Source organism: Legionella saoudiensis, assembly GCF_001465875.1.
Taxonomy (GTDB): Bacteria; Pseudomonadota; Gammaproteobacteria; order Legionellales; family Legionellaceae; genus Legionella; species Legionella saoudiensis.
Map to the genome: position 1 here is coordinate 154,719 of NZ_LN901322.1, position 20,176 is coordinate 174,894.

Genomic DNA, 20,176 nt, shown 5'->3' on the forward strand with positions numbered 1-20,176 from the left:
AGCAAATGAATAAACCACATACAGAGTTTAGGGTAGTGCATCATTTACTTAATGACTTACTATCCGGTTTGCAATCAATTTTAAAGGAACATTTGCTGGGCGTTTATGTGTATGGTTCATTTGTTTGGGGTGATTTTGATGAAACAACCAGCGACATTGATGTTCTTGTGGCATTAAACAAAGAAATGACACCAGAAGAATTCGCGGCTTTAGATGATTTGCATGCCAATCTGGTTCAGCATTTTCCAGCTTGGAATGACCGAATTGAAGTAGCTTATGCATCTTATAAAATGTTACAACATTTTAAGACAGAGCCAGGTCAAATTGCTGTCATTAGCCCAGGGGAACCGTTTCACCTCAAACAGGCGGGGACTGACTGGCTTATTAATTATTATTTGTTGCAAAGAGATAGCCTCATTCTATATGGTCCATCAGCAAAGTCGATTATTGCTCCTGTATCAAATAGTGAGTTTATAGAGCATGTCAAAAAACAGGCCATTGAGTGGCAAGATTGGGTTACTCATACCAAAAATTCTTTAGGGTACCAATATTATGTTGTATTAACTCTATGCCGGGCTTTGTATGTGCTCCAACATCAGGAACAAGGCTCTAAGTTAAAAGCTGGAACTTGGGCTAAAAATCAATTCCCAAAATGGCGAGTTTTAATTCAACGAGCATTAACTAAAGCTGAACTAAATCATGCAAGCGATATCTTGACCGAAGAAACCTATCAAGAAGTCACTGCATTTGTGGGTGAAATAGTTCAGCATATTCAAGAGAGAGAATAAATGATGGAAGTCAACCAAGAACAAAGACTCATCGAAGTAGTTCCTTATAATGCTAATTGGCCTATGCAATTTGAACAGGAAGCAAAGCGAATTAAAAAAGCATTAGGCAGTAATTGCATTGAAATTCATCATATCGGTTCCACATCAGTACCAGGTTTGGCTGCAAAACCAGTAATCGATATGATTCCAGTTGTTTTAGATATTAGCAAAGTGGACAGTGCCAATGCTGCTATGCAGGCACTTGGCTATGAAGCCAAAGGAGAATACGGTATTCCTTTTCGCCGCTATTTCCAAAAGGGAGAAAGTCTACGAACACATCATGCTCATATTTTTGAGTTTGGAAATTCCGAAATCGAGCGGCATTTAAAATTTAGGGACTGGATGAGAGCACATCCAGAAGATAGAGAAGCTTATGCTCGTTTAAAACAAGAGTTGGCCCATCAATATCCCTATGACATTACTGCCTATTGTTTGGGCAAAGAAGATTTTATTGCAACAATTGATAAAAAAGCAGGGTTTAATGGATTAAGAGTGGTGAAGGCATTAACGCCGCGAGAATGGGATAAAGTACGTCATTTCAGACAATTCTATTTTTTTGATAAAGCTGGGCTTTCTGACCCTTACACTTGGACTTTTGAGCATGATGCTCATGTTCATTTTGTTTTATCTCAAGGAAGCGACATCATTGGTTATGCCCATCTGCAATTATGGCCTCATCAGAGAGCCGCTTTGCGTATCATTGTGATTGATGAGGAAAAAAGAACCCATCAATACGGTAGCCAATTCTTGGCGTTATGTGAAAAGTGGCTCAAAAACCAAGGATATCAAAGCTTGCACGTGGAGTCCTCACCGGATGCTCTAAGATTTTATAGAAATAATGGTTATATCGACATGCCATTTGATGATCCAGATGGCTATGAAGGTGATGCGAGAGATACTGCGGTAGGGAAAATACTATGATTCAAATCGAAAAAATAACGGGAGATTGGGCTCAAACCTTATGTCGAACCATTACAAAGGATTTGCCAGAATACTTTGGTTTACCAGAAGCGAACGAGCACTACGCAATAGGTGTAAACACACGCACTAATTTTGCGGCGAAAGATGGAGATGACACTATGGGCCTCGTTTCTATTGATTTTCCTTATCCTAATAATGCCAATATTTACTGGATGGCTGTAAAACGTGATTATCATCGTCAAGGTGTAGGAAAGCAATTAATCGAAGCGGCTTGCCATTTTGCTGCAACACAAGGAGCTAAAACCATAACCGTTGAAACACTTAGCCCCTCTGAATTGGAAGAGAATTACCTTAAAACCTACCGATTTTATCAGTCAGTTGGTTTTAACGCTCTTTTTGATTTAAAACCTGCAGGGTATGAGTGGAATATGGTGTACATGATAAAACAGCTTGAACCTTTAGCAGAAAACCAACGGTCAATTGCCATTAAGCTAATGGAATTATCTGATATCCCCGTTTTGGTCGATGCGTTTCAAAAAGCAAATTGGCAAAAACCTTACGTCTTGTTTGAAGGGTATCATCAAGAACAACAACAATCTGAGCGAGTAGTTTGGGTAGCCTATGTTCAAGACCAAATTGCGGGCTATGTTACTCTAAAATGGGCCTCACACTATGAACCCTTTGCTCATAAAGAAATCCCAGAAATTATGGACTTAAATGTATTGCCTGCTTTTCGCAAGCTCGGAATAGGCAGTGCTTTACTCACTGTTGCTGAAGACAAGGCAGCAAGTCAGTGTGATGTTGTAGGTATTGGTGTTGGGTTATATGGTGGTTCCGATGGAGGATATGGACAAGCTCAACGACTTTATGTTACCCGTGGTTATATTCCTGATGGTTTAGGGGTAACTTATAGTTATAAACCAACCATTCCTGGGGAAACATATCCTTTGGATGATGATTTAATTTTGTGGTTTACTAAAAAATTAACCAATTTGCATGCAGAAAGTGATGCCGTAATTAAAAAAACAACTGATAGCCACGATGTGTATGTACCAAATACAAACTATAAATTGGAGTTCAATGCAAAAGATTCATTTAAAATTGTAGATCAAAAGTTGTTTGAGTTTAATACATCGTGCGTCCCTTCCACACAAAAACCTGAAGTAATTGATATAAATGTTACGATCAAGAATGGTGATGAAATAATAGCGGGTATTTGTTCGGAGGTTTATACATGGAAGATCCTGTACATCAGTGTCTTTTTTGTTGAGGAAAAATATCGCCACCAAGGTTTGGGTACCATTTTACTCAATAAAGTTGAGGAAAAAGCTAAAGAATTAGGAGTTACTTTAATTCACCTCGATACCTTTGATTTTCAAGCAAAAGATTTTTATCTCAAATATGGTTACGAAGAGTTTGGAGTTCTGGATGACTGCCCTAAAGGTCATAAGCGTTATTATATGAAGAAGGTACTATGAGTTTTATAAAAAAAGGAATATACCGTCATTATAAAGGTAATTTGTATGAAGTAATTGATATCGCCAGGCATTCGGAAAGCTTGGAAGATATGGTGGTGTACAGAGCGCTTTACGGTGATTTTAAACTATGGGTTCGACCTCTTAAGATGTTCCTTGAAAACATTGAGATAAACGGTGAGATCCAAAAAAGATTTGAATTAAATGAATAGATTAGAACAAGCAAATCGTTTTATCTTCACTGGCACCCCAGGCAGTGGAAAAACTTCTGTTATTTTGGCATTGAAAAGATTAGGGCATGTAGTGATTCCTGAATCTGCAACGGATGTCATTGCAGAAGAGCAGGCAAAGGGAACTATGCGCCCATGGGAGCAGGCTGATTTTGTAGATAAGATTGCCTTAACACAAAAATTAAGGCAATTGAATGCTAAAGGTGAGTTACAATTTTATGATCGATCACCATTTTGTGCTTATGCATTGGGACGTTATTCCGCTCATTGGCATCATCGTGATTTTACACCCTCACCTGTTTTATTAGCTGAAGTTGACCGCTGCCTAAAAGCGGGTATCTATCAACGCAAAGTATTCTTTTTTGAGAACTTGGGGTTTATTGAACCAACCTCCGCTCGCAAAATCAGTTATGAAGATGCCCTTATTTTTGAGCAAATTCACATAGAGGTATACAAAGAGTTTGGTTTTGAAATTGTGCTTGTGCCTAATAATGCGATTGAAGAGCGTTGCCGATTTGTCCTTGAAACGTTAGGTATAAAAAAATAAACATCCATTTTATGAAAAAACCGCTTGACCCTATTGTTACTATATATCTTACCTTTGTTCCTAAGGAGGTAATACTATGACTCAATGGTTCGTAAAAGACTTAAGCAAATTGACCGGTGTTTCGGTGCAAACATTGCATCATTATGACCGCATTGGTTTACTTAAACCTTCATTGCGACAGTCCAATGGGTATCGTATTTACTCCGAGAAGGATTTATTGAAATGACAACAGATTATTGCTTTAAAGTTTTTTGGTTTTGAGTTGTCACAAATCAAAACCTTGCTCTCTGAAGAACGTCATGCGCTAAACCATTTTGAGGCCCAAGCTCAAGTGTTAGAACAAAAAGCAGCGGCATGTACTTCCGGAGCTAAAACCTTAAGAAGCATTATTAACTCTGTTGATATCAATCAATCCATTCCATGGGAAACCATTATTCAGCTGATTGAGGTATATAAAATGGCAGAACATCTTGAACATGATTGGGTTAAGGAAATATTCACTCCTGATGAATTAAAACAATATGTAGCATTTGAAAAGGAAATGAAAACAAATAATAAGGCTGAGTTTGAAAAACAATGGCATCAACTCTTAGATGAACTGAAACAAAACGTGAAACACGATCCTGATTCCACTATAGGTATCCAAACAGGAAAAAACTACATGGAATGGGTTAACAGCGTATACGGTAAAAAATATGCTCATCTAAGAACCAAAAAATGGGAAAAAGGATTTGGAGAAGGAAAAGGTCTTGACGACATTGGATTAACATCAGAGATCATGGCATGGTTAGAAAAAGCTTTAGATGCTTATTGGAAGGATAGACTTTATGGCATTCTTGAACAAGTAGGAAAAACTTCAGCTTCCACTGTACTAATGCTTTGGAATAAGGCCTTAGATGATATGTATGGTGAAGAAATTTCACGAAAATATGATGTTTGTGACATTGCTTTGAATGATGACAAGGTCAGTCTAGAGGCAAAGACTTGGCTTAAAAGTATCTTAGATGCCTACAAAATGTAAACAATAGATGTAAATTTGGATCGGTGCTATTTTTACCGATCCAATCTTAATTAAATATCAACTTAATCCATCTAGGGGGATTCTGTTCGGTAAAAAGCCGCCAACCTGAGCATCCGCCAATGTTAAAAAATTCGTAAAAAAATGCTGATTGAGAATAAATTTTACGGCATCAGGTATAATTAAATCACTAGTTTGTATTTTGAGCAATTTTATGTCTTATGCAAAAATGGCAGAATTACTTTTGCTGGACGTCATGTCTAAAGCACAGATTCCAGGAGTTTCTATTGCCTTCATAAGCAGTGATGGAATCATATCTACTCAAGAACAAGGCCTTACAGAGGGTTGCGGTCTTTTTGCAATACCAGTTGATCCACTCAAGTGTCCCTTTAATAAGCTGGGATTAGGAACTAAAGATGCTGTAGTTTTATTTGACGACAAACTTTATTATGTAAATCAAACGACACAAAGCGTTCATCAAATACAGTTAAATGAAAGTAATCAATCCTCATATCAAAAGTTACGAAAAAGTTGTACTGATACCTATAAATTGGCCGATCCTCAAGAGTCTGAATTAATAACTACTCTAACAGGTCTTACACCACCTACGAGAGTGAAACCAGAAACCGTTTTTGGAGCAGCCTCGCTAAGCAAACCCGTATTTGCTTATTTAGTGCAAAAGTTGATTCAGTCAAATGCGACGAATCAAGCAGAGAAAGGGACAGGTAAATTTAATTTAGATAAATTCAACCTGAGTCAATTTGATTTAGATACCCCTCTTTTTCATATCTTGCCGTTAGAAGAATTTGAGATAGATGGAATGAAATTTGATATGTCTAACACATCTGCTGTTGTCTGTGCCCAAGCACTTACTGCAAGGATGGTGTTATCACATACAACAGGCCTTGCTCATGGTGAAATGAAGTTTCAGTTCATTCCTAATCCTAAAGAAAAAGATTCTAAAGAAAAAATGCATGGATATTCAAATGTTGGTATTGTGTACTTACATCAAGTGATTGAAAAATTGACTGAAGCAAATCTAGAAACATTGGCCAAAAACCATGTGTTTGATCATTGTGACATGACTCATAGCACTTATGAGCCACCAAAGGCCTATCACTTGCTTTTGCATGCTGAAAAAGAACCCTTGTTTGATGAAATGAAGCCTGGTCAGATTGTCATACTAAAAGAAGATGAGCAACTAACAGCCTATTGGTTAGAGAATGGAAAAATAGTCAATCGCTCTTTTCCGGAAAGAGTAGTTCCAGGAATTCTTAGACAGTTACCTGATAAAGGTAAACTTTCAAACAATTTGGAGTTGATAGAAGCTGTAATCTCGCAATATGGATGTAAAGAACCCAAACCATGTGCCGCCAATACACTACGAACTACAGCAACAGATTATGCAAAGTTTGTCAAACATCTAAGCCATGACAACTCCATTGAAAATCCTTTTGTTCCGCATGCCTTCATGACGCACGATAGAGGTTTAGCTGGAGCGATCGGAATTGCTAGAGACAAGATACCCGAGCTCATTTTAAGTCATGTCGCATGGGGCTTAGGTTGGGGGCTACAAACCAATGAAAAGGAGGATGTTGTTACGGCTTACCACTCAGGCGACATGAATGATTGTAGAGCATGGGTTGCAGTCAATTTAAAAGATAAGAGTGCCGTGGTATTCTTTGCTAATTCGCATAATGGACATATTCTTGCGGAACACATTATCCCTTCGACAATTCAAATAGAACTGGCTTCACACTATTTTTTCCCCAAATGGGGTTTTGCTAGAACTCTTGATGAGCTATGTGGTAAAACGAATAATTGGGGCATAAATCCATTTCCAAGACCCAATCCATCTAAAGAGCTAACAAGCTCCTTAGGTGAGTTGCAAAAAAGAACTAATATCCCAAGTATTGCTACAGCAATTATTTCTGACCGCGGAGTTGTTACTACGCAAGAGGTGGGTGTGACTAATGTCAACAAACCAGAAGAAGTTACTAGTTCAACTGTTTTTGAAGCCGCTTCATTGAGTAAGCCTGTATTTGCTTATATTGTATTGAAACTAGCGCAAAAAGGTCTCATTGATTTAGATAAACCACTTCATGAGTACGGTGATTTTGGTCCTCTGGAGATGCGAGCTGATAAAAATTATAAAAAATTAACCGCTCGTATGATCCTATCTCATCAAGCAGGGTTACCTAATGAATTTTCATCCCCAGAATCTCTAAAGTATGTTTCTGAAGTAGGAAAACAATTTGATTATTCAGGTGTGGCTTATCAATTTTTAGGTGAAATTGTGGAACACATTACTTCAAAATCACTGGAAGCTTTAGCCCAAGAAGAATTCGCTAATATAGGTATGACCGATAGTAGCTTCATGCCACCAACGGGTTGCAGTCTTATTAAACTGTCAGATGAAGAGGAAGAGCCAACGCCTGAACGCATTAAAAAATTATTAAAAGATACTTTAGATGTACATGGTCAATTAAGTATTATCCTTCATAAGGATAAATTATTTGTTGCTGAAAGAGCAGTAGACGGCAGCGTACAAATTACTGAAAAAAACTCCAGCCAAGTTGAAGAAAAAAGTCTAAAAGAAATCAAAGCCCGCTTTGCTCAAATACCACCATTTTTTTGGTCAAAACCCATACCGGTTGAAGCAAGGGAATTACCCCTTGTGACTACTATTTTTGGTCATCCCCCAGCACATGCTGCAACAATAGCAATAGGTCATGATAAAGATGGTTCAGTAAATCTTAAGCAAAAATTTTATATGGTTCACCCGGCAGGCTCTTTGTATACAACAACTTCTGATTATGCAAAATTTTTAAAAGCCTGTGTTAACGATCCCTATGTTAGGTGGGAAATGTTCAAACCTATTGTTTCATCATTAAGAGATAAAGATACTAAAGCAATGAGCCAGGGAGTTTCTACTGATATTTTAGATCAAATCTCTTGGGGTCTAGGCATTGGTATTCAGAAAAATACCGATGGAACCCGTATCGCATTTCATTGGGGTGACAATGGAACTGGACGCAATTTAGCAGCGATTAATCTTACTACCGATGAAGCGGTTGTTTGTCTCACCAATAGTGAAAATGGACCCGCTGTTTTTCGAGAAATTGCAGAGCCTATCGTTGGCGATTTAAGTGCTATTAGGCAATGGTTATCAATACGAGAAGAATTACCTCTTGATAAGCGCGTAAAAGAAAATCCAACTCAAGAAATGAACCAACGTGTACAGGAGCAGACGACAGTCGCTACTATAGGACAGCAAGAAGGAGAGCAAAAGCCTTCTGACTTAGGACTGTTCTAAGTATTAATTGAGTTGATCCGAAGGGTTTTTATCTGGTAAAAAGCCGCCAACCTGAGCATCCCACAGGATTTTGTACAAACCACCAAGCATCAATAGCTCTGTATGTGTACCGTCTTCGATAATATGTCCTTTATCAAATACTAAAATTCGGTCCATATGCAACAAAGTAGATAGGCGATGAGCAACGACCAAGGTTGTTTTTCCCTGCATCAACTCCCAAAGACTGTCTTGAATGTTGGATTCTGTAATGGAATCCAGCTGAGACGTGGCCTCATCCAGGATTAAAATAGGCGCATTTTTTAAAATGGCACGAGCAATGGCAATACGCTGGCGCTGACCGCCTGAAAGCTTAACTCCGCGCTCTCCAACCAAAGCATCATAACCATGAGGTAACTTGCTAATGAATTCATGGGCATGAGCTTTCTGAGAGGCTAAAATGATTTCCTCATCCGAAGCTCCTGTCCTGCCATAACGAATGTTATCCATCAGGCTTCGATGAAAAAGCATTGGGTCTTGGGGAATCATAGCAATCGCTTGACGTAAGCTATCTTGGGTAATAGATTGAATGTCTTGGTCATCGATTAGAATTTGACCATCAACTACATCATAAAGTCGTAAGATTAGATTCACAAAGGTCGATTTACCTCCACCAGAATAACCCACCAAACCCACTCTCTGCCCTGCTTCAATGACAACCGATTTATTCTGAAAAAGTGAATATCCCCCATGATAATTGAACTTAACCTTATCAAAGACAATTTGGCCCTGATTAACGACAAGGTTTTTTGCATTTTTCTTGTCTAGTTTCTGGGGCATTTCCTCAAGCATTGCTAATGCTTGAGTGACGGCACCCCAATCAACAACAAAGTCTCTTAATTTATGTGATAGTTCAAAGACTGTATTAATAATATTGAAGTTAAGCATTACAACCAGCGCAAAATCTCCTGGGCTTAAGCTGTCTTTTTGGTAACCGAGAATCAAAAATACAATAAATCCAAAGGCATAAATTGAAGTAAAAAGACCTAAAATGGCATAAAGCCAGGTATGATAAAAGCCGCCACGTTCAGCAATAGCAATAAAAGGCTTCTTTAAACGTTCAAAACGACCGAGCTCATATTGCTTGGTCGTAAAAGTTTTAACGCTTAGCATATTACTTAGATAATCTGCGCAAAGACCAATAATATTTGCTTTTTCTTCAGAATATTCCTTATTCAAAATGATGCTTTGTCGCAATGAAAAAAAGGTGATTAAAAAAAATAAAAGCACCCAGAGAGTTAATATCACCGCAAAAACTGGGGCAACAAAAAAGAGCAACACAAGAGAAATAGAAATGAGTATCAGAAAATAGCAAAACGGATTAATGAGAGTAAAAATAAGATGGGGCAAATGCTGAAATACATCATTTAGTTTGGAAGTTAAGCTTCCTGACAATTGATTCTGGAAAAAACTATAAGGATAATCATAGAGACGTTTCATAAAATGTTCAGCGACATCCAGCCTAAATTTGGCAACGTAACGGGTCAAACAATAATCACTAAGAGTCCAGCTGCTGACCAGCATTATTTGCAAAAATCCATAGAATCCAGCAATAAGCCATAGATTTGTGTTTTGTCTTCCAGAAACCGTATCGATAAGTTGTTTGACCAAAAAAGGCTTTAATGTGTTATCAATAGTGATAAGACACATAGCAGCAAAAATGCCGAACAAATACCAACGGTACGGGATTGCTCTTTGAATAATAAATTTTAATACACTCATAGTATCTTCTTATCTATAGCCCCAATATACTCATCTTGTTATTAGAATAGTTATAAAAATTGAAAATGGGGTGGGTTTGAATTTCTGCGACTCTTACATTTTATCGTCATTTTTTATTTGCTCAATGCCTGATAAGGTTTATTTGAGCTTGTTTCTTGCTCTTAACATGAATCGCTTTTAGTGTTGCTTCTGAGTTTGGCTACATCAATTGAAACAGCATTAAAATTAGCAAAAATGGTCAAAGTATATCTACATAAATAAGATAACATGGTTTGTGTAAATAGTTTGATGGTTTTAAATTGAGGAAAGCATGAATTACAAGCAACAATTAGAAAAAGTAATTGAGTTTATCGGCAAACATCTTGATGAAAAGCTTGATTTGACTCAATTGAGTTATATTGCCTGCTTTTCAAAATATCATTTTCATCGTTTATTTACTGCTTATACGGGTTTATCACTACAACAATATATTCGGTGGCTTCGTTTAAAACGAGCAGCCCATCAATTAATCGTAGATAGGAATAAAACCATTATTGAAATTGCAATAAGTGCGGGATTTGAATCTCATGAAGCATTTACTCGTGTATTTAAACAAAGCTGTGGACTGAGTCCTAGTGAGTTTAGGCTGCATTCAAATTGGAGTTTTTGGGAGCGTCCACCGTATTTATTGCCAAACCAGGGTAATATTATGAATGTATTGATTAAAGAAATACCTGCTAGACGTTTAGCGATTATTGAACATCGAGGTACGCCTGAAAAATTAGGTGAAAGTGTTAACCAGCTAATTGATTGGGCAAAATCTCAATCAATTAACTTAAAGCCAAAAGCAGGAGAAGCGTTTGGTTTTGCTTACGACGATCCTAAGACAACAGAGCCTTCCGATTTTCGTTTTGACTTAGCGATTACTGTACCAGAACAAATAAAACTTGAGGGTAATATCGTTGAAAGACGTTTACCTGCAGGACGTTATGCTGTAGCAACGCATAAAGGAACACGAGATACTATTAGTGATACCGTTTATAGTTTATATCGTGATTGGTTGCCAAGCTCCGATGAACAGCTGGGTGATTTGCCCTGTATTTTTTGCTATTACAACTTTGATCATGAAGTTTCTGAGACAGAACTGCTTACAGAATGTTGGCTGTTATTAGCATAATGCTGGTTTATACGGCAACTACTAAAAATTAATTAGTAGTTGCCCCAATAATTTAGCAATAAGAATTTACTTCTTGTATTTGATCTTCTATTTTCTTAGCTACAGAGCTTTTCAGTCCTCTCATTTTGCATGATATTGAAGCTAGGGTAAAATAAAAGTCTATTACAAAATACAATCCTTAAAATAATGACTATCGAACAAAATGAATTAGAGATCAGAAATAAGTCACATCAAAGCTTCGTATGGGGACAACCTATCCCGCTTTCTCCAATCTTAGCCCCTGACTGTCCTTATCCAGTTGAGGCACTTCCCTTAATTGTTAGAAAAGCCGTAGTGGACTATCAACAATATGGACAGCAACCGCTACCTTTAATTGCATGCAGCGCCTTGGCTAATATGTCTCTATCATGCCAATCTCTTGCCAATGTAGCACGAGACAACTATTTAATTAGTCCTGTATCGCTTTATTTTTTAATTGCCAGCGGCTCTGGTACTCGAAAAACTGCTGCAGACAATGTTTTTTCGAAAGCAGCGCGTCACTGGGAGACACTTATTCGTAAAAGGCGTGAACCTGAAGTGTTATCAGCGCTAACGCAACACCAAGTATGGCAAATGGAAAAAGACAGTTTATTCTCCCAAATCAAACGTGCAACTTATACGGGAGAAGATTCTGATTATGCCAAAGAAATGCTCGATGAATTAATTCATCAAGAACCGGAAATTCCTTTGCAACCTACTCTTTATTTTGAAGATGCTACCCAAGAAGCACTGGCTATTCATTTGGCCCAAGGCTGGCCTTCTGCATCCTTATGGTCTGATGAGGCAGGCATCATCTTAGGTAGCCATAGCATGCAAGGCAATCCGACTCGTTTTGTAGCTTTGCTTAATCGTTTGTGGGACGGCAAGACGTTTACGGCTCATCGTAAAACAACGCAAGGATTTACCATTGAAAATCGACGTTTAACACTTAACTTGATGATGCAACCACTTATATTACAACAACTTACCAAGAAAGCATCAGGTATTAGTCGACAAAGCGGGTTTTTAGCTCGTTGCCTGATGGCTTATCCTGCCAACAGCATGGGAAATCGATTTTACCAAGAGCCGCCTGCCTCTTTACATTCTCTAACCCATTATGAGCAACGTGTCACTGCCTGCTTAAACCAGTCAGAACAATTAAGCCATCAAGGTTGTATTCAACTTCCATTGTTGAAAATGAGTGTTGCAGCAAAACAACAATGGATTTTATTTTTTAATGCTGTAGAAGCTGGGTTAAAACCTCAAGGCCAGTGGGTCGATGTCGTTGACTTCGCGTCAAAAGCGGCTGAAAATACAGCGCGGCTTGCAGCACTTTTTCATCTCTTTGAAGGACGCCATGGGGATATTAGTGTAGAGCATACTGAAAATGCCATTGAAATAATTAGTTGGCATTTGCAAGAAGCACGACGAATTATGCCTACTGAAACCGTTTCTTTGCAGTTTTCCGATGCCCTAAAACTTATGGACTGGTTTATTGAAAAAAATATTAGTTCAACAACCTTACGAACTATTCAACAATTAAGTCCATTGCGAGATAAAATAAAACGCGACCAAGCGGTTGAATTATTAGTGGAGCACAATCAAATACGTATTGTAAAATCAGGTTCAAAAACGATGGTGGAAGTGAATCCACGCGCATGCAAAGTGCCAACATGAGTTGTTTAATACTTTTAACTTTATCACACCAATTTACAGGAGAAACTCATGCCCTTTAACATGCTAAAAGAATGGTTGAACAAGGAAAAAGAAAGAGGAATTGAGGACCCTGCCTGTGCTGTTTTAAGTACTTGTAGCAGCTCTGGTGAACCTCATAGTCGAGTGGTTGCCATTCGGGAAATTGAAACAGAGAGTCTTTTATTTTTTACGCAGCAAAAAACACGCAAGGTTGCTGAATTATTAAATAACCCTAAATCCTGTTTAAATTTTTTATTTGCGATGCAGAACCGACAAGTTATTTTAGAAGGTACAGCAATACCAATTTCTCAAGAAGAAAATGAAGCTTTTTGGAGTACTCTTCCTCGTGAACGCCAATTGAGATTCTCTGCTTATGCTCCTACTTCAGGACTTGTCATTAAAGATTTAAACCAATTGGAAACCAGGAAAAAAGAATTGAGTGATCAATTTGCAGGACTTCCTATCCCTATGAGCGAGTATTATTTCGGTTTTCGCTTTATCCCAAAAACATGGATTTTCTACACGGTCGGCTCTATTTCTTTTTCTGAAGTAATTCGCTATACGAAGATAGAAGATTCTTGGAAATCAGAATTAATTTCCCCATAGGTGATATCATGTACATGCTTTGTTTTTGTGTTCCAGAAACACATTTAGAAATTGTTAAAAATGCTATTTTTGCTACAGGCGCAGGAAGTGTTGATCATTATCAACATTGTGCTTGGCAAACATTGGGTGAGGGGCAATTTATGCCATTACCTGGCAGCCATGCTTTTATTGGAGAAATCAATCAGCTTGAAAGAGTACCTGAATATAAAGTAGAAATTATCTGTACTGAAGAGCAAATCAAAGCTGCTGTTGCAGCCTTAAAGAAGGCTCATCCATATGAATCACCTTCTTATCAGGCTTTCCGTTTTGAGATGTTATAAACAACATTGAGAAGTGCGGCGATAATCACCTGCCTATAATTGAAGTTTCTTATTAATTCTTCTTCTATCCAGTAATTAATTTATGCTGTTATAAGTATCATGAGTAATATAGCGAGAACCGCAATCTTTTCCTGTCGCATCATCTGATTGATGATTGATTAATCCAATCACATCGATGTGATTTTTTTCTTGATCAAAATTACCAACCACACTATAAATTGAGCCACATTGCTCATAAACAACACTAAATGTCAGTGTATTCCCTGTCCATAGTCCAGTAATGAGTTGCCTTTGGCCAATAATTTGCTGACATTCTTTGGAAGCTACTGCTGTTGTAAAATAGCCCTCAAGCTGATTATTAGGCAAAAGCGTCAATTCAAGAATTGAGTCACGTTGATTTTTAAATTTTTTTGATAGCATTGTTATAGTCCTTTTAATTAATTCAGCGGTAGTATAATCACTAGGATTTTGAATTTTTATCCGGAAAATGACGGATAGACGCGGGAAAAAGTCGCTATTAATTCTGCTCTGGTGCTGACCCCTAGTTTGTATTTCGCATTACCAAGATGAGTTTCTACTGTTCGAGGTGAAATAATTAATTGTTTCGCAATTTTTTTATCAGTAAATCCTTTAGACAAATAATAAAGGCATTCTCTTTCGCGAGCACTTAAAGCAGCAATACCATGCAATTGTGGTAATGCAATACTGAATCCGATTAATCCTATTAATTCGCTAGAACTGTCAACAAGAGGAGATTTTTTAGTAAGGATATTAACGTAAGTTCCATCGTGTCGAATAATTTGCTCGTAATGGCTTTGGCTCTGCCTGGCTTCTATCACCGACCTATCATTGTTACGTAGTTGTGTAGCATACTCATGCCAAGAAAAATCAGTATCAGTTTTATTAGTGATTTCTCCAAGTGAACTATAGCCCGCTGAACGGCTGATAAAAAAAGCATTTGCCCAAAGATAACGGCCCAATTTATCTTTGATAAAAATAGGAGCTTCAATTAAGTCATAAGTAGTTAAAGTTAATGAATTTGAATAAAGCACTTGATCTAAAGTAGGCTCATATTTTTCTTTTTCTATATGATGATGGGTCATAGAAATTATTTAAAGAAAGCTGAATTTTGGTGATTTTAGCATCGTTCAAACCCCGATTACAGTCAGAATTTACATAACAAATTACATCGCTACATTTGCTACACTTTCTTGGTTAGTAATCTGTATTGCCTTGATAAAGGTGAGTATAAAAGGATTGTGGCGCTATCTCTGTATCAAAATACCCTGCAAAAATGTAGCAATGATAACGCTACATAACCGCTACTCTTTGCTACATCACACAATCCCAAATAAAATGCTCGCGCAATTTCGTTTTTTACTATTTTCCTTTTTTATAAAAAATTATTATAAATAAGGAACTCTTTGCAAAAAATGGTGGTGCGTAAAAATGAACAACTTAAGATAATCCAGTCCAGAACTGAAGACGTCCTCTTTTGTCTATTTCAGGATGTGTTTTGCAGCATTTAAAATGTAGCATGTAGTAGCAATAAAGTAGCATCTTTTTTGCTACAAATAATTGTTCGCATTTGTAACAGAAAAAATGCATTACTCTATGATTTCATAGATAATTTCATCTAGATGGTTTGAATGATTTGATGATCGTGTAGCAATGTAGCAGAATACCTGGAAATGACTGATCTTACTGAAATAATACTAATGACAAATATAGTCTCCTTCCCTGCTATCTAGGCTAACTTTATTAAGGCGCAAGGATCTTTTAGATTTATTGATAATTTTTGATCGATAATTCTACTTAATATAAAATCAGCACAGGGTTTTACAAGCACATTAATATCATCCCAATATTCATCTTCCAAACCAATGCATATGTGTTTCGCTCTGTTCATCACGGGCTGATACATTTTAGGTAGACGATCAATCACCCAATCGGCGGCTATAGGTTTCGATCGAATCTCATTAGTTTCTAATGTACTCCAAATCCGTGCATAGGTTAGTAATACATTTCGAGTGTCCTGTTCAAGTTCCGCTAAAAGTCTATCAAGATCATGAAGCATCGCTTTTAAAAAGTCGCAATATGGGACCGGATCTAATAGTTGCTAGGGCTTTCCCCCATCAATGTATGACTCTTCAATAAGACCTGCGTGACAATCAGCGCAAGATCCGGCATTGCACGATCAGACCATGGTTCAAAATTTCCCATTTCAAATGATGAGCGAAGCCATTCGCCATATTGAAAATCAAAAAGGGGTGGATAAATCCAAGGATTAATTGCGACCCTTTCCACAAGGGTCATTTCTATAGGTGGCTTCGTACTTTTCATGTAAATGCCTGATATTTGGAGTAGATGGTTAGTCAACTCCATCTTTTCTTTTGACGTTGTGGTACGATTTGTTACAACAAAAAAATCAATGTCACTGTATTTTTGCAAACCACCTACAAGATAAGAACCATAAAGATAAACTCCCAAAAGATCTGCGCCTAAAATCTTTGTTAGTACCTCAAGACATTCATTGAGTTGTTGCTTTACATTACTGTTGTTTTCCATCATTAACACTCAGCCATTTTTTAAAATCCTTCAACAATGCTTCTGCTTGAGCAATACAAGTTATTACTGCACTCTCAGGAATAATATCGCCAGAATAATCTGCAATATTGCGTTGTTTACGCATAGCATCCAATATAATCACTGTTTTTTTATCAATACCTAAAGTCTGAGGCAATAACTGAATCATCGTTTGATGATGTCCTGGTTTAGAAGTCAAAGTTCGATATCCATGAGATTGAAGTGCTGCATTTGCTATTTGCATAATTGCTTTATAGGCAGCATCAAAGCGATTCTCCGCACTAACCAAGTCAATTTTTGAATCCACAATATTACGTTCAGCAGCATGCAAAAGCCGATTTATGGTATCTGGGTGAGATGGTATTTTTTCCAGGCTGATGCCAATTAAATTATCCAAGGTCATGTTCAGCTCCCATAATAAATAGCTTGGGATTATTTAAAACCTCCTGAATGAAAAGATCTTGTTTTTGTAAAGATGCCTTCCATTGTTCCCTGGAATATATTTTGGGGTTAATTTCTCTCCCTAAACTCGCTTGGGCAGCATAAAGAGCTGCAACTGCTTCTGTAAAATCAACCTCACCAATAATAAGCACATCAATATCACTTCCAAGGTTTTCGGTTCCTTTGGCCACCGAACCAAAAACAAAAGCTACTTCAATTTTTTCAGCTAATGGAGTTAAAAAATCAAACAACACATCCACCAAACCAGACGTTTTCTTTAAAATGCTTGAAAGCTCCGTATAAATAGGAAAATTTCGATTTGCTTGGTAATAAACTTGATTACCGCTCTGCTCGCGCAGAAGTACTTTGGATTTAGCAAGTTTGGATAGTTCTCGATGAAGTGTACCCGCTGTGGTATTCGTTAACCGCGCAATCTCTCGGACATGATAACGCTCATCAGGATGCAGCAATAAAAGTGCCAGCACACGCCGCCGATATTCAGAAAACAATATTGAAGTATCAAACATGATTTTTATGTTGAAGCCAACTAAGCTTCAATCATAGCCTAAAAAGCTACACCATTCAATCAGATAAATAAGAAAACCATAAAAAGAAATATCCGTTATAAATCAACTATCCACTGGATCACTTCAACACGCAACCAATGACCTCAATGATCTTGTAGATATCTAAACTTAAGGGCTCAGTCTTGAGAAAGCATGAAATGGTATTTCCCAATTACGTGAAAATGGGGCCTTGAATTAAAGTTCTTTTCAAAAATCAATAAACCCCTACTTCTATTACCATGGCTTCATATTAAAAGGAGATGGGTTAAAAATTTCTTGTTCCCCATCCTCAGATTTATTATGTATCTCCTCATTAGCTTCTTGTTTGGAGAGTTGATTTTTATTAGACGGTCTTGGTTCTCTTGAAAGTGGACTTGCAGTAAGGCCTTGCTCTTTCGTTACCTCATCTCTTTCTTGTGCTTTCGGGCTGGGTACGGGCACTAAATTATTTGCTAGCTGTTGAATAAATGCATCGTATAAAGCTAATGTGGGCATGGTAATGCGAAGAGAACATATGCTTCCCTCCTCATCTTGAAGGATTTGTATGCAATCATCAGAAAGATGATTTTCTTCTTTAAATTCATTGAATTCTTTTATAATCGCTTCCATGAATTTTTTTAATTCTTCTCTTTGTTCTTCAGTTAATTTACTAGGTTCACATTGTAATTTAATTGAAAGAGTCATTGATACGCGATCACTATCAACCAGCAATAATCCTTTGGCGATCAATTCCGCAATTATTTCTGGGTCAAAACCAGACTCTAAATCAAGTTCTTCTGAACCAAACACGCCTACCAATTCATCTTCATACCCAACTACTTTGCCAGGTTTAGTTAGGAATTTAACTTCACCAGGACTCGCTTTTTCCTCAGATGTCTTCTTATCAGAGGTGGCACTATCACCTCCGCTACCACCTGCGCCATGTCCGGAACAAAGGCGCTTAGGTGCGATTTCTTTAAAACAAGTCCCGCAGCGTACTTTTGCACCTTCCTCAGCAGCCTCTTTTTTTTCTGCTTCCTTTCTAAATTGTTGTAAAGCTAATGCTATAGAGGAGGTTTTGGGTTCATCTGCCGTTATGGATTCAAGGACAGGCTGATGTTGTTCTTTGTCTTTTTTCATGAGAATACTCCAGTGCAAGTTCATAATGGTTTCATCCGAATAAAGATTTACTTATCTGTTATTATACCGAGTTAAAAAAACTCAATTGTATATATAATGTACATTAATTGGGTTGCTCGTTTCTTCGACTTAAAACATCGAGTACATAATCCCAAATTTTACCTGCTACATTAATTCCTTTCCCATCAGATGGATTGAGATGTAATTCAATGTAAGGGAAGCTATTATTTTCAATAATTCCAAATTGTTGCTTATGCCATGGAAGAGAAATGTCCTGACAAATAAAATCAAGACCTGTAAGCGGTATATTGAGTATTTTATGTACTTTTTCCAATAACAGTTTATTCTCAGGATGTATCAGGTCGATAACATTACTGATTTTTGCACCACTACTCATAGTAACTTTTTTGGCAATAAAGATTTGTTGTCCTTTGTTTATTACCGTATTAAGAGCAACTCCTTGGGCTGCCAAAATTTTCATTAAGTTGCTATTTCGAGTAATTTTGTAGGGATATTCACCATGTCCTTCTTTCCACGTAACTTTATTTTTTTTATCAATTAACTCTTGAAGTGTAGTTACACCATCGCCAACAATGCTCTCAGGTTGTCGTCTCACACAAGCGATTAATGAATCATTAATAATTAATGACCGATAAACATCACCAGGAATGTGTTTTTCAACCAGCACGCGAAAATCAACCTGCTTTACTATTTTTATCGCTTCTTTTAATTCATTTGGAGTTTGAATAGTACATAAAGTATGAATACTTAGAGATTCAGATAGTGGCTTAACCACAAGAGGAAATCCCAATGAGATACCATAGTTGTAGGCGTTTTTGCTGGAAATAAAAACCCTCCCTAAGGGGCAGGGAATTTGGCTATCTAATAATTTTTTCTTGAGGCTCCATTTATTATCATATTTAGTATCCTCATCAAAGCGTGTATTTTTTTGAGAAATAAGAGAGATTGGAGTCTGTATGAAATAATATTTTTTCCTATTGTAGACCAACTTAAAATACAGAGTATGCAAGTTAGATTCCTTAAAATTATACAGCTCTAGCCCTCTTTTTTGTGCTTCATCCCAAAATGCAAGGACACTGTTATTGAATTGTTTCCTATCAATGGTCTGAGTCTTGGTATATAGTTTTATTTTTTGGAAAATATTAATGACCAACTGATTTAATAGGTTATTGAATCGTAAAAAATCCTGCTCTGATAGGAGAAAGAGTTTAGATAAAAGATAGATAAATGGATTGAATATAAAATAATGGAATAAATTAAAAAATTTTCTTCGAAAATGAGAACGTTTTTCGGGATAGCAATGCTCACAATGTTTATTGTCCATATACGCTGTGGGAACAGGTTTTAATGATTTGCAAATGTCACGTGAAGATTTGATTTCTTTATGTTCATCAAAATTTTTAACATAAGCGCTCATAATTTATCTCCACAGATTCGCCCATTAGCTATCATTATATCGAGTTAAAACAGATCAATTGTATATAAAATGTACGGATGCGCCGTGTGTTTGCTTACCTACTGATATCTATGTAACACTGAACTTAAAAATCAATTCA

At 37.1% G+C, this 20,176-nt stretch carries 19 protein-coding genes and 1 pseudogene; 11 read left to right on the forward strand and 9 right to left on the reverse strand.

The features are described from left to right. Window positions 1-5: 5 nt before the first annotated feature. From BN3124_RS05015 to BN3124_RS05045, 7 genes and pseudogenes are all read left to right on the forward strand, one after another. Complete coding sequence (locus BN3124_RS05015; protein ID WP_058478603.1) at window positions 6-788, forward strand: nucleotidyltransferase domain-containing protein; 783 nt, start codon at window positions 6-8, stop codon at window positions 786-788. Window positions 789-791: 3 nt separating this feature from the next. Beyond that, window positions 792-1,748 (forward strand): bifunctional GrpB family protein/GNAT family N-acetyltransferase, encoded by a 957-nt coding sequence (locus BN3124_RS05020; protein WP_058478654.1) that lies wholly within the window; start codon window positions 792-794, stop codon window positions 1,746-1,748. Continuing rightward, window positions 1,745-3,226 (forward strand): GNAT family N-acetyltransferase, encoded by a 1,482-nt coding sequence (locus tag BN3124_RS05025; RefSeq protein ID WP_058478604.1) that lies wholly within the window; start codon window positions 1,745-1,747, stop codon window positions 3,224-3,226. The genes BN3124_RS05020 and BN3124_RS05025 overlap by 4 nt, the downstream gene beginning before the upstream one ends. Further along, window positions 3,223-3,435, forward strand: a complete 213-nt coding sequence (locus tag BN3124_RS05030) for a DUF1653 domain-containing protein (protein WP_058478605.1) — start codon at window positions 3,223-3,225, stop codon at window positions 3,433-3,435. The genes BN3124_RS05025 and BN3124_RS05030 overlap by 4 nt, the downstream gene beginning before the upstream one ends. Further along, on the forward strand, window positions 3,428-4,000 hold the full coding sequence (locus BN3124_RS05035; RefSeq protein ID WP_058478606.1) for an AAA family ATPase: 573 nt from the start codon (window positions 3,428-3,430) through the stop codon (window positions 3,998-4,000). Before BN3124_RS05030 ends, BN3124_RS05035 begins: the two co-directional genes overlap by 8 nt. A gap of 76 nt (window positions 4,001-4,076) precedes the next feature. Beyond that, window positions 4,077-5,021 (forward strand): annotated as a pseudogene (locus BN3124_RS05040) (MerR family transcriptional regulator). Window positions 5,022-5,232: 211 nt separating this feature from the next. Beyond that, on the forward strand, window positions 5,233-8,334 hold the full coding sequence (locus tag BN3124_RS05045; protein ID WP_058478608.1) for a serine hydrolase domain-containing protein: 3,102 nt from the start codon (window positions 5,233-5,235) through the stop codon (window positions 8,332-8,334). A 3-nt stretch (window positions 8,335-8,337) separates the two neighbouring features. Here the strand turns inward: BN3124_RS05045 and BN3124_RS05050 are convergent, their stop codons facing one another. Next, window positions 8,338-10,092 (reverse strand): ABC transporter ATP-binding protein, encoded by a 1,755-nt coding sequence (locus BN3124_RS05050; protein WP_058478609.1) that lies wholly within the window; start codon window positions 10,090-10,092, stop codon window positions 8,338-8,340. Between the two features lie 310 nt (window positions 10,093-10,402). Between BN3124_RS05050 and BN3124_RS05055 the strand changes: the two genes are divergently transcribed. The 4 genes from BN3124_RS05055 (at window position 10,403) to BN3124_RS05070 (ending at window position 13,887) form a co-directional block, all read left to right on the forward strand. Continuing rightward, entirely contained in the window at window positions 10,403-11,248 is an 846-nt protein-coding gene (locus tag BN3124_RS05055) for an AraC family transcriptional regulator (protein ID WP_058478610.1), read from the forward strand. Window positions 11,249-11,434: 186 nt separating this feature from the next. Then, entirely contained in the window at window positions 11,435-12,943 is a 1,509-nt protein-coding gene (locus BN3124_RS05060) for a YfjI family protein (RefSeq protein WP_058478611.1), read from the forward strand. Window positions 12,944-12,991: 48 nt separating this feature from the next. Next, window positions 12,992-13,567, forward strand: coding sequence for a pyridoxine/pyridoxamine 5'-phosphate oxidase (locus tag BN3124_RS05065; RefSeq protein ID WP_058478612.1), 576 nt, complete (start codon window positions 12,992-12,994; stop codon window positions 13,565-13,567). Between the two features lie 8 nt (window positions 13,568-13,575). Then, on the forward strand, window positions 13,576-13,887 hold the full coding sequence (locus BN3124_RS05070) for a YqfO family protein (RefSeq protein WP_058478613.1): 312 nt from the start codon (window positions 13,576-13,578) through the stop codon (window positions 13,885-13,887). A 75-nt stretch (window positions 13,888-13,962) separates the two neighbouring features. Here BN3124_RS05070 and BN3124_RS05075 read toward each other — a convergent pair whose 3' ends face one another. From BN3124_RS05075 to BN3124_RS05105, 8 genes are all read right to left on the reverse strand, one after another. Continuing rightward, a complete protein-coding gene (locus BN3124_RS05075; protein WP_058478614.1) occupies window positions 13,963-14,307 on the reverse strand; it encodes an avidin/streptavidin family protein in 345 nt (114 codons plus the stop codon). A gap of 56 nt (window positions 14,308-14,363) precedes the next feature. Beyond that, complete coding sequence (locus BN3124_RS05080) at window positions 14,364-14,990, reverse strand: PAS and helix-turn-helix domain-containing protein (protein WP_058478615.1); 627 nt, start codon at window positions 14,988-14,990, stop codon at window positions 14,364-14,366. 644 nt (window positions 14,991-15,634) lie between these two features. Beyond that, window positions 15,635-15,964, reverse strand: a complete 330-nt coding sequence (locus tag BN3124_RS17305; protein ID WP_230849082.1) for a DUF4111 domain-containing protein — start codon at window positions 15,962-15,964, stop codon at window positions 15,635-15,637. Window positions 15,965-15,996: 32 nt separating this feature from the next. Continuing rightward, window positions 15,997-16,458: a nucleotidyltransferase domain-containing protein gene (locus BN3124_RS17310; RefSeq protein ID WP_230849083.1), complete on the reverse strand. Its 462-nt coding sequence runs from the start codon at window positions 16,456-16,458 to the stop codon at window positions 15,997-15,999. Continuing rightward, on the reverse strand, window positions 16,439-16,876 hold the full coding sequence (locus BN3124_RS05090) for a DNA-binding protein (protein WP_058533731.1): 438 nt from the start codon (window positions 16,874-16,876) through the stop codon (window positions 16,439-16,441). The genes BN3124_RS17310 and BN3124_RS05090 overlap by 20 nt, the downstream gene beginning before the upstream one ends. Then, window positions 16,863-17,441, reverse strand: coding sequence for a nucleotidyltransferase domain-containing protein (locus BN3124_RS05095; protein WP_058533732.1), 579 nt, complete (start codon window positions 17,439-17,441; stop codon window positions 16,863-16,865). Before BN3124_RS05095 ends, BN3124_RS05090 begins: the two co-directional genes overlap by 14 nt. 273 nt (window positions 17,442-17,714) lie before the next feature. After that, window positions 17,715-18,599 (reverse strand): hypothetical protein, encoded by an 885-nt coding sequence (locus BN3124_RS05100; protein WP_058533733.1) that lies wholly within the window; start codon window positions 18,597-18,599, stop codon window positions 17,715-17,717. Window positions 18,600-18,702: 103 nt separating this feature from the next. Beyond that, the gene (locus tag BN3124_RS05105; protein ID WP_058533734.1) at window positions 18,703-20,037 is read right to left on the reverse strand and encodes a hypothetical protein; all 1,335 of its coding nucleotides are present in this window, start codon (window positions 20,035-20,037) and stop codon (window positions 18,703-18,705) included. Between the last annotated feature and the right edge of the window lie 139 nt (window positions 20,038-20,176).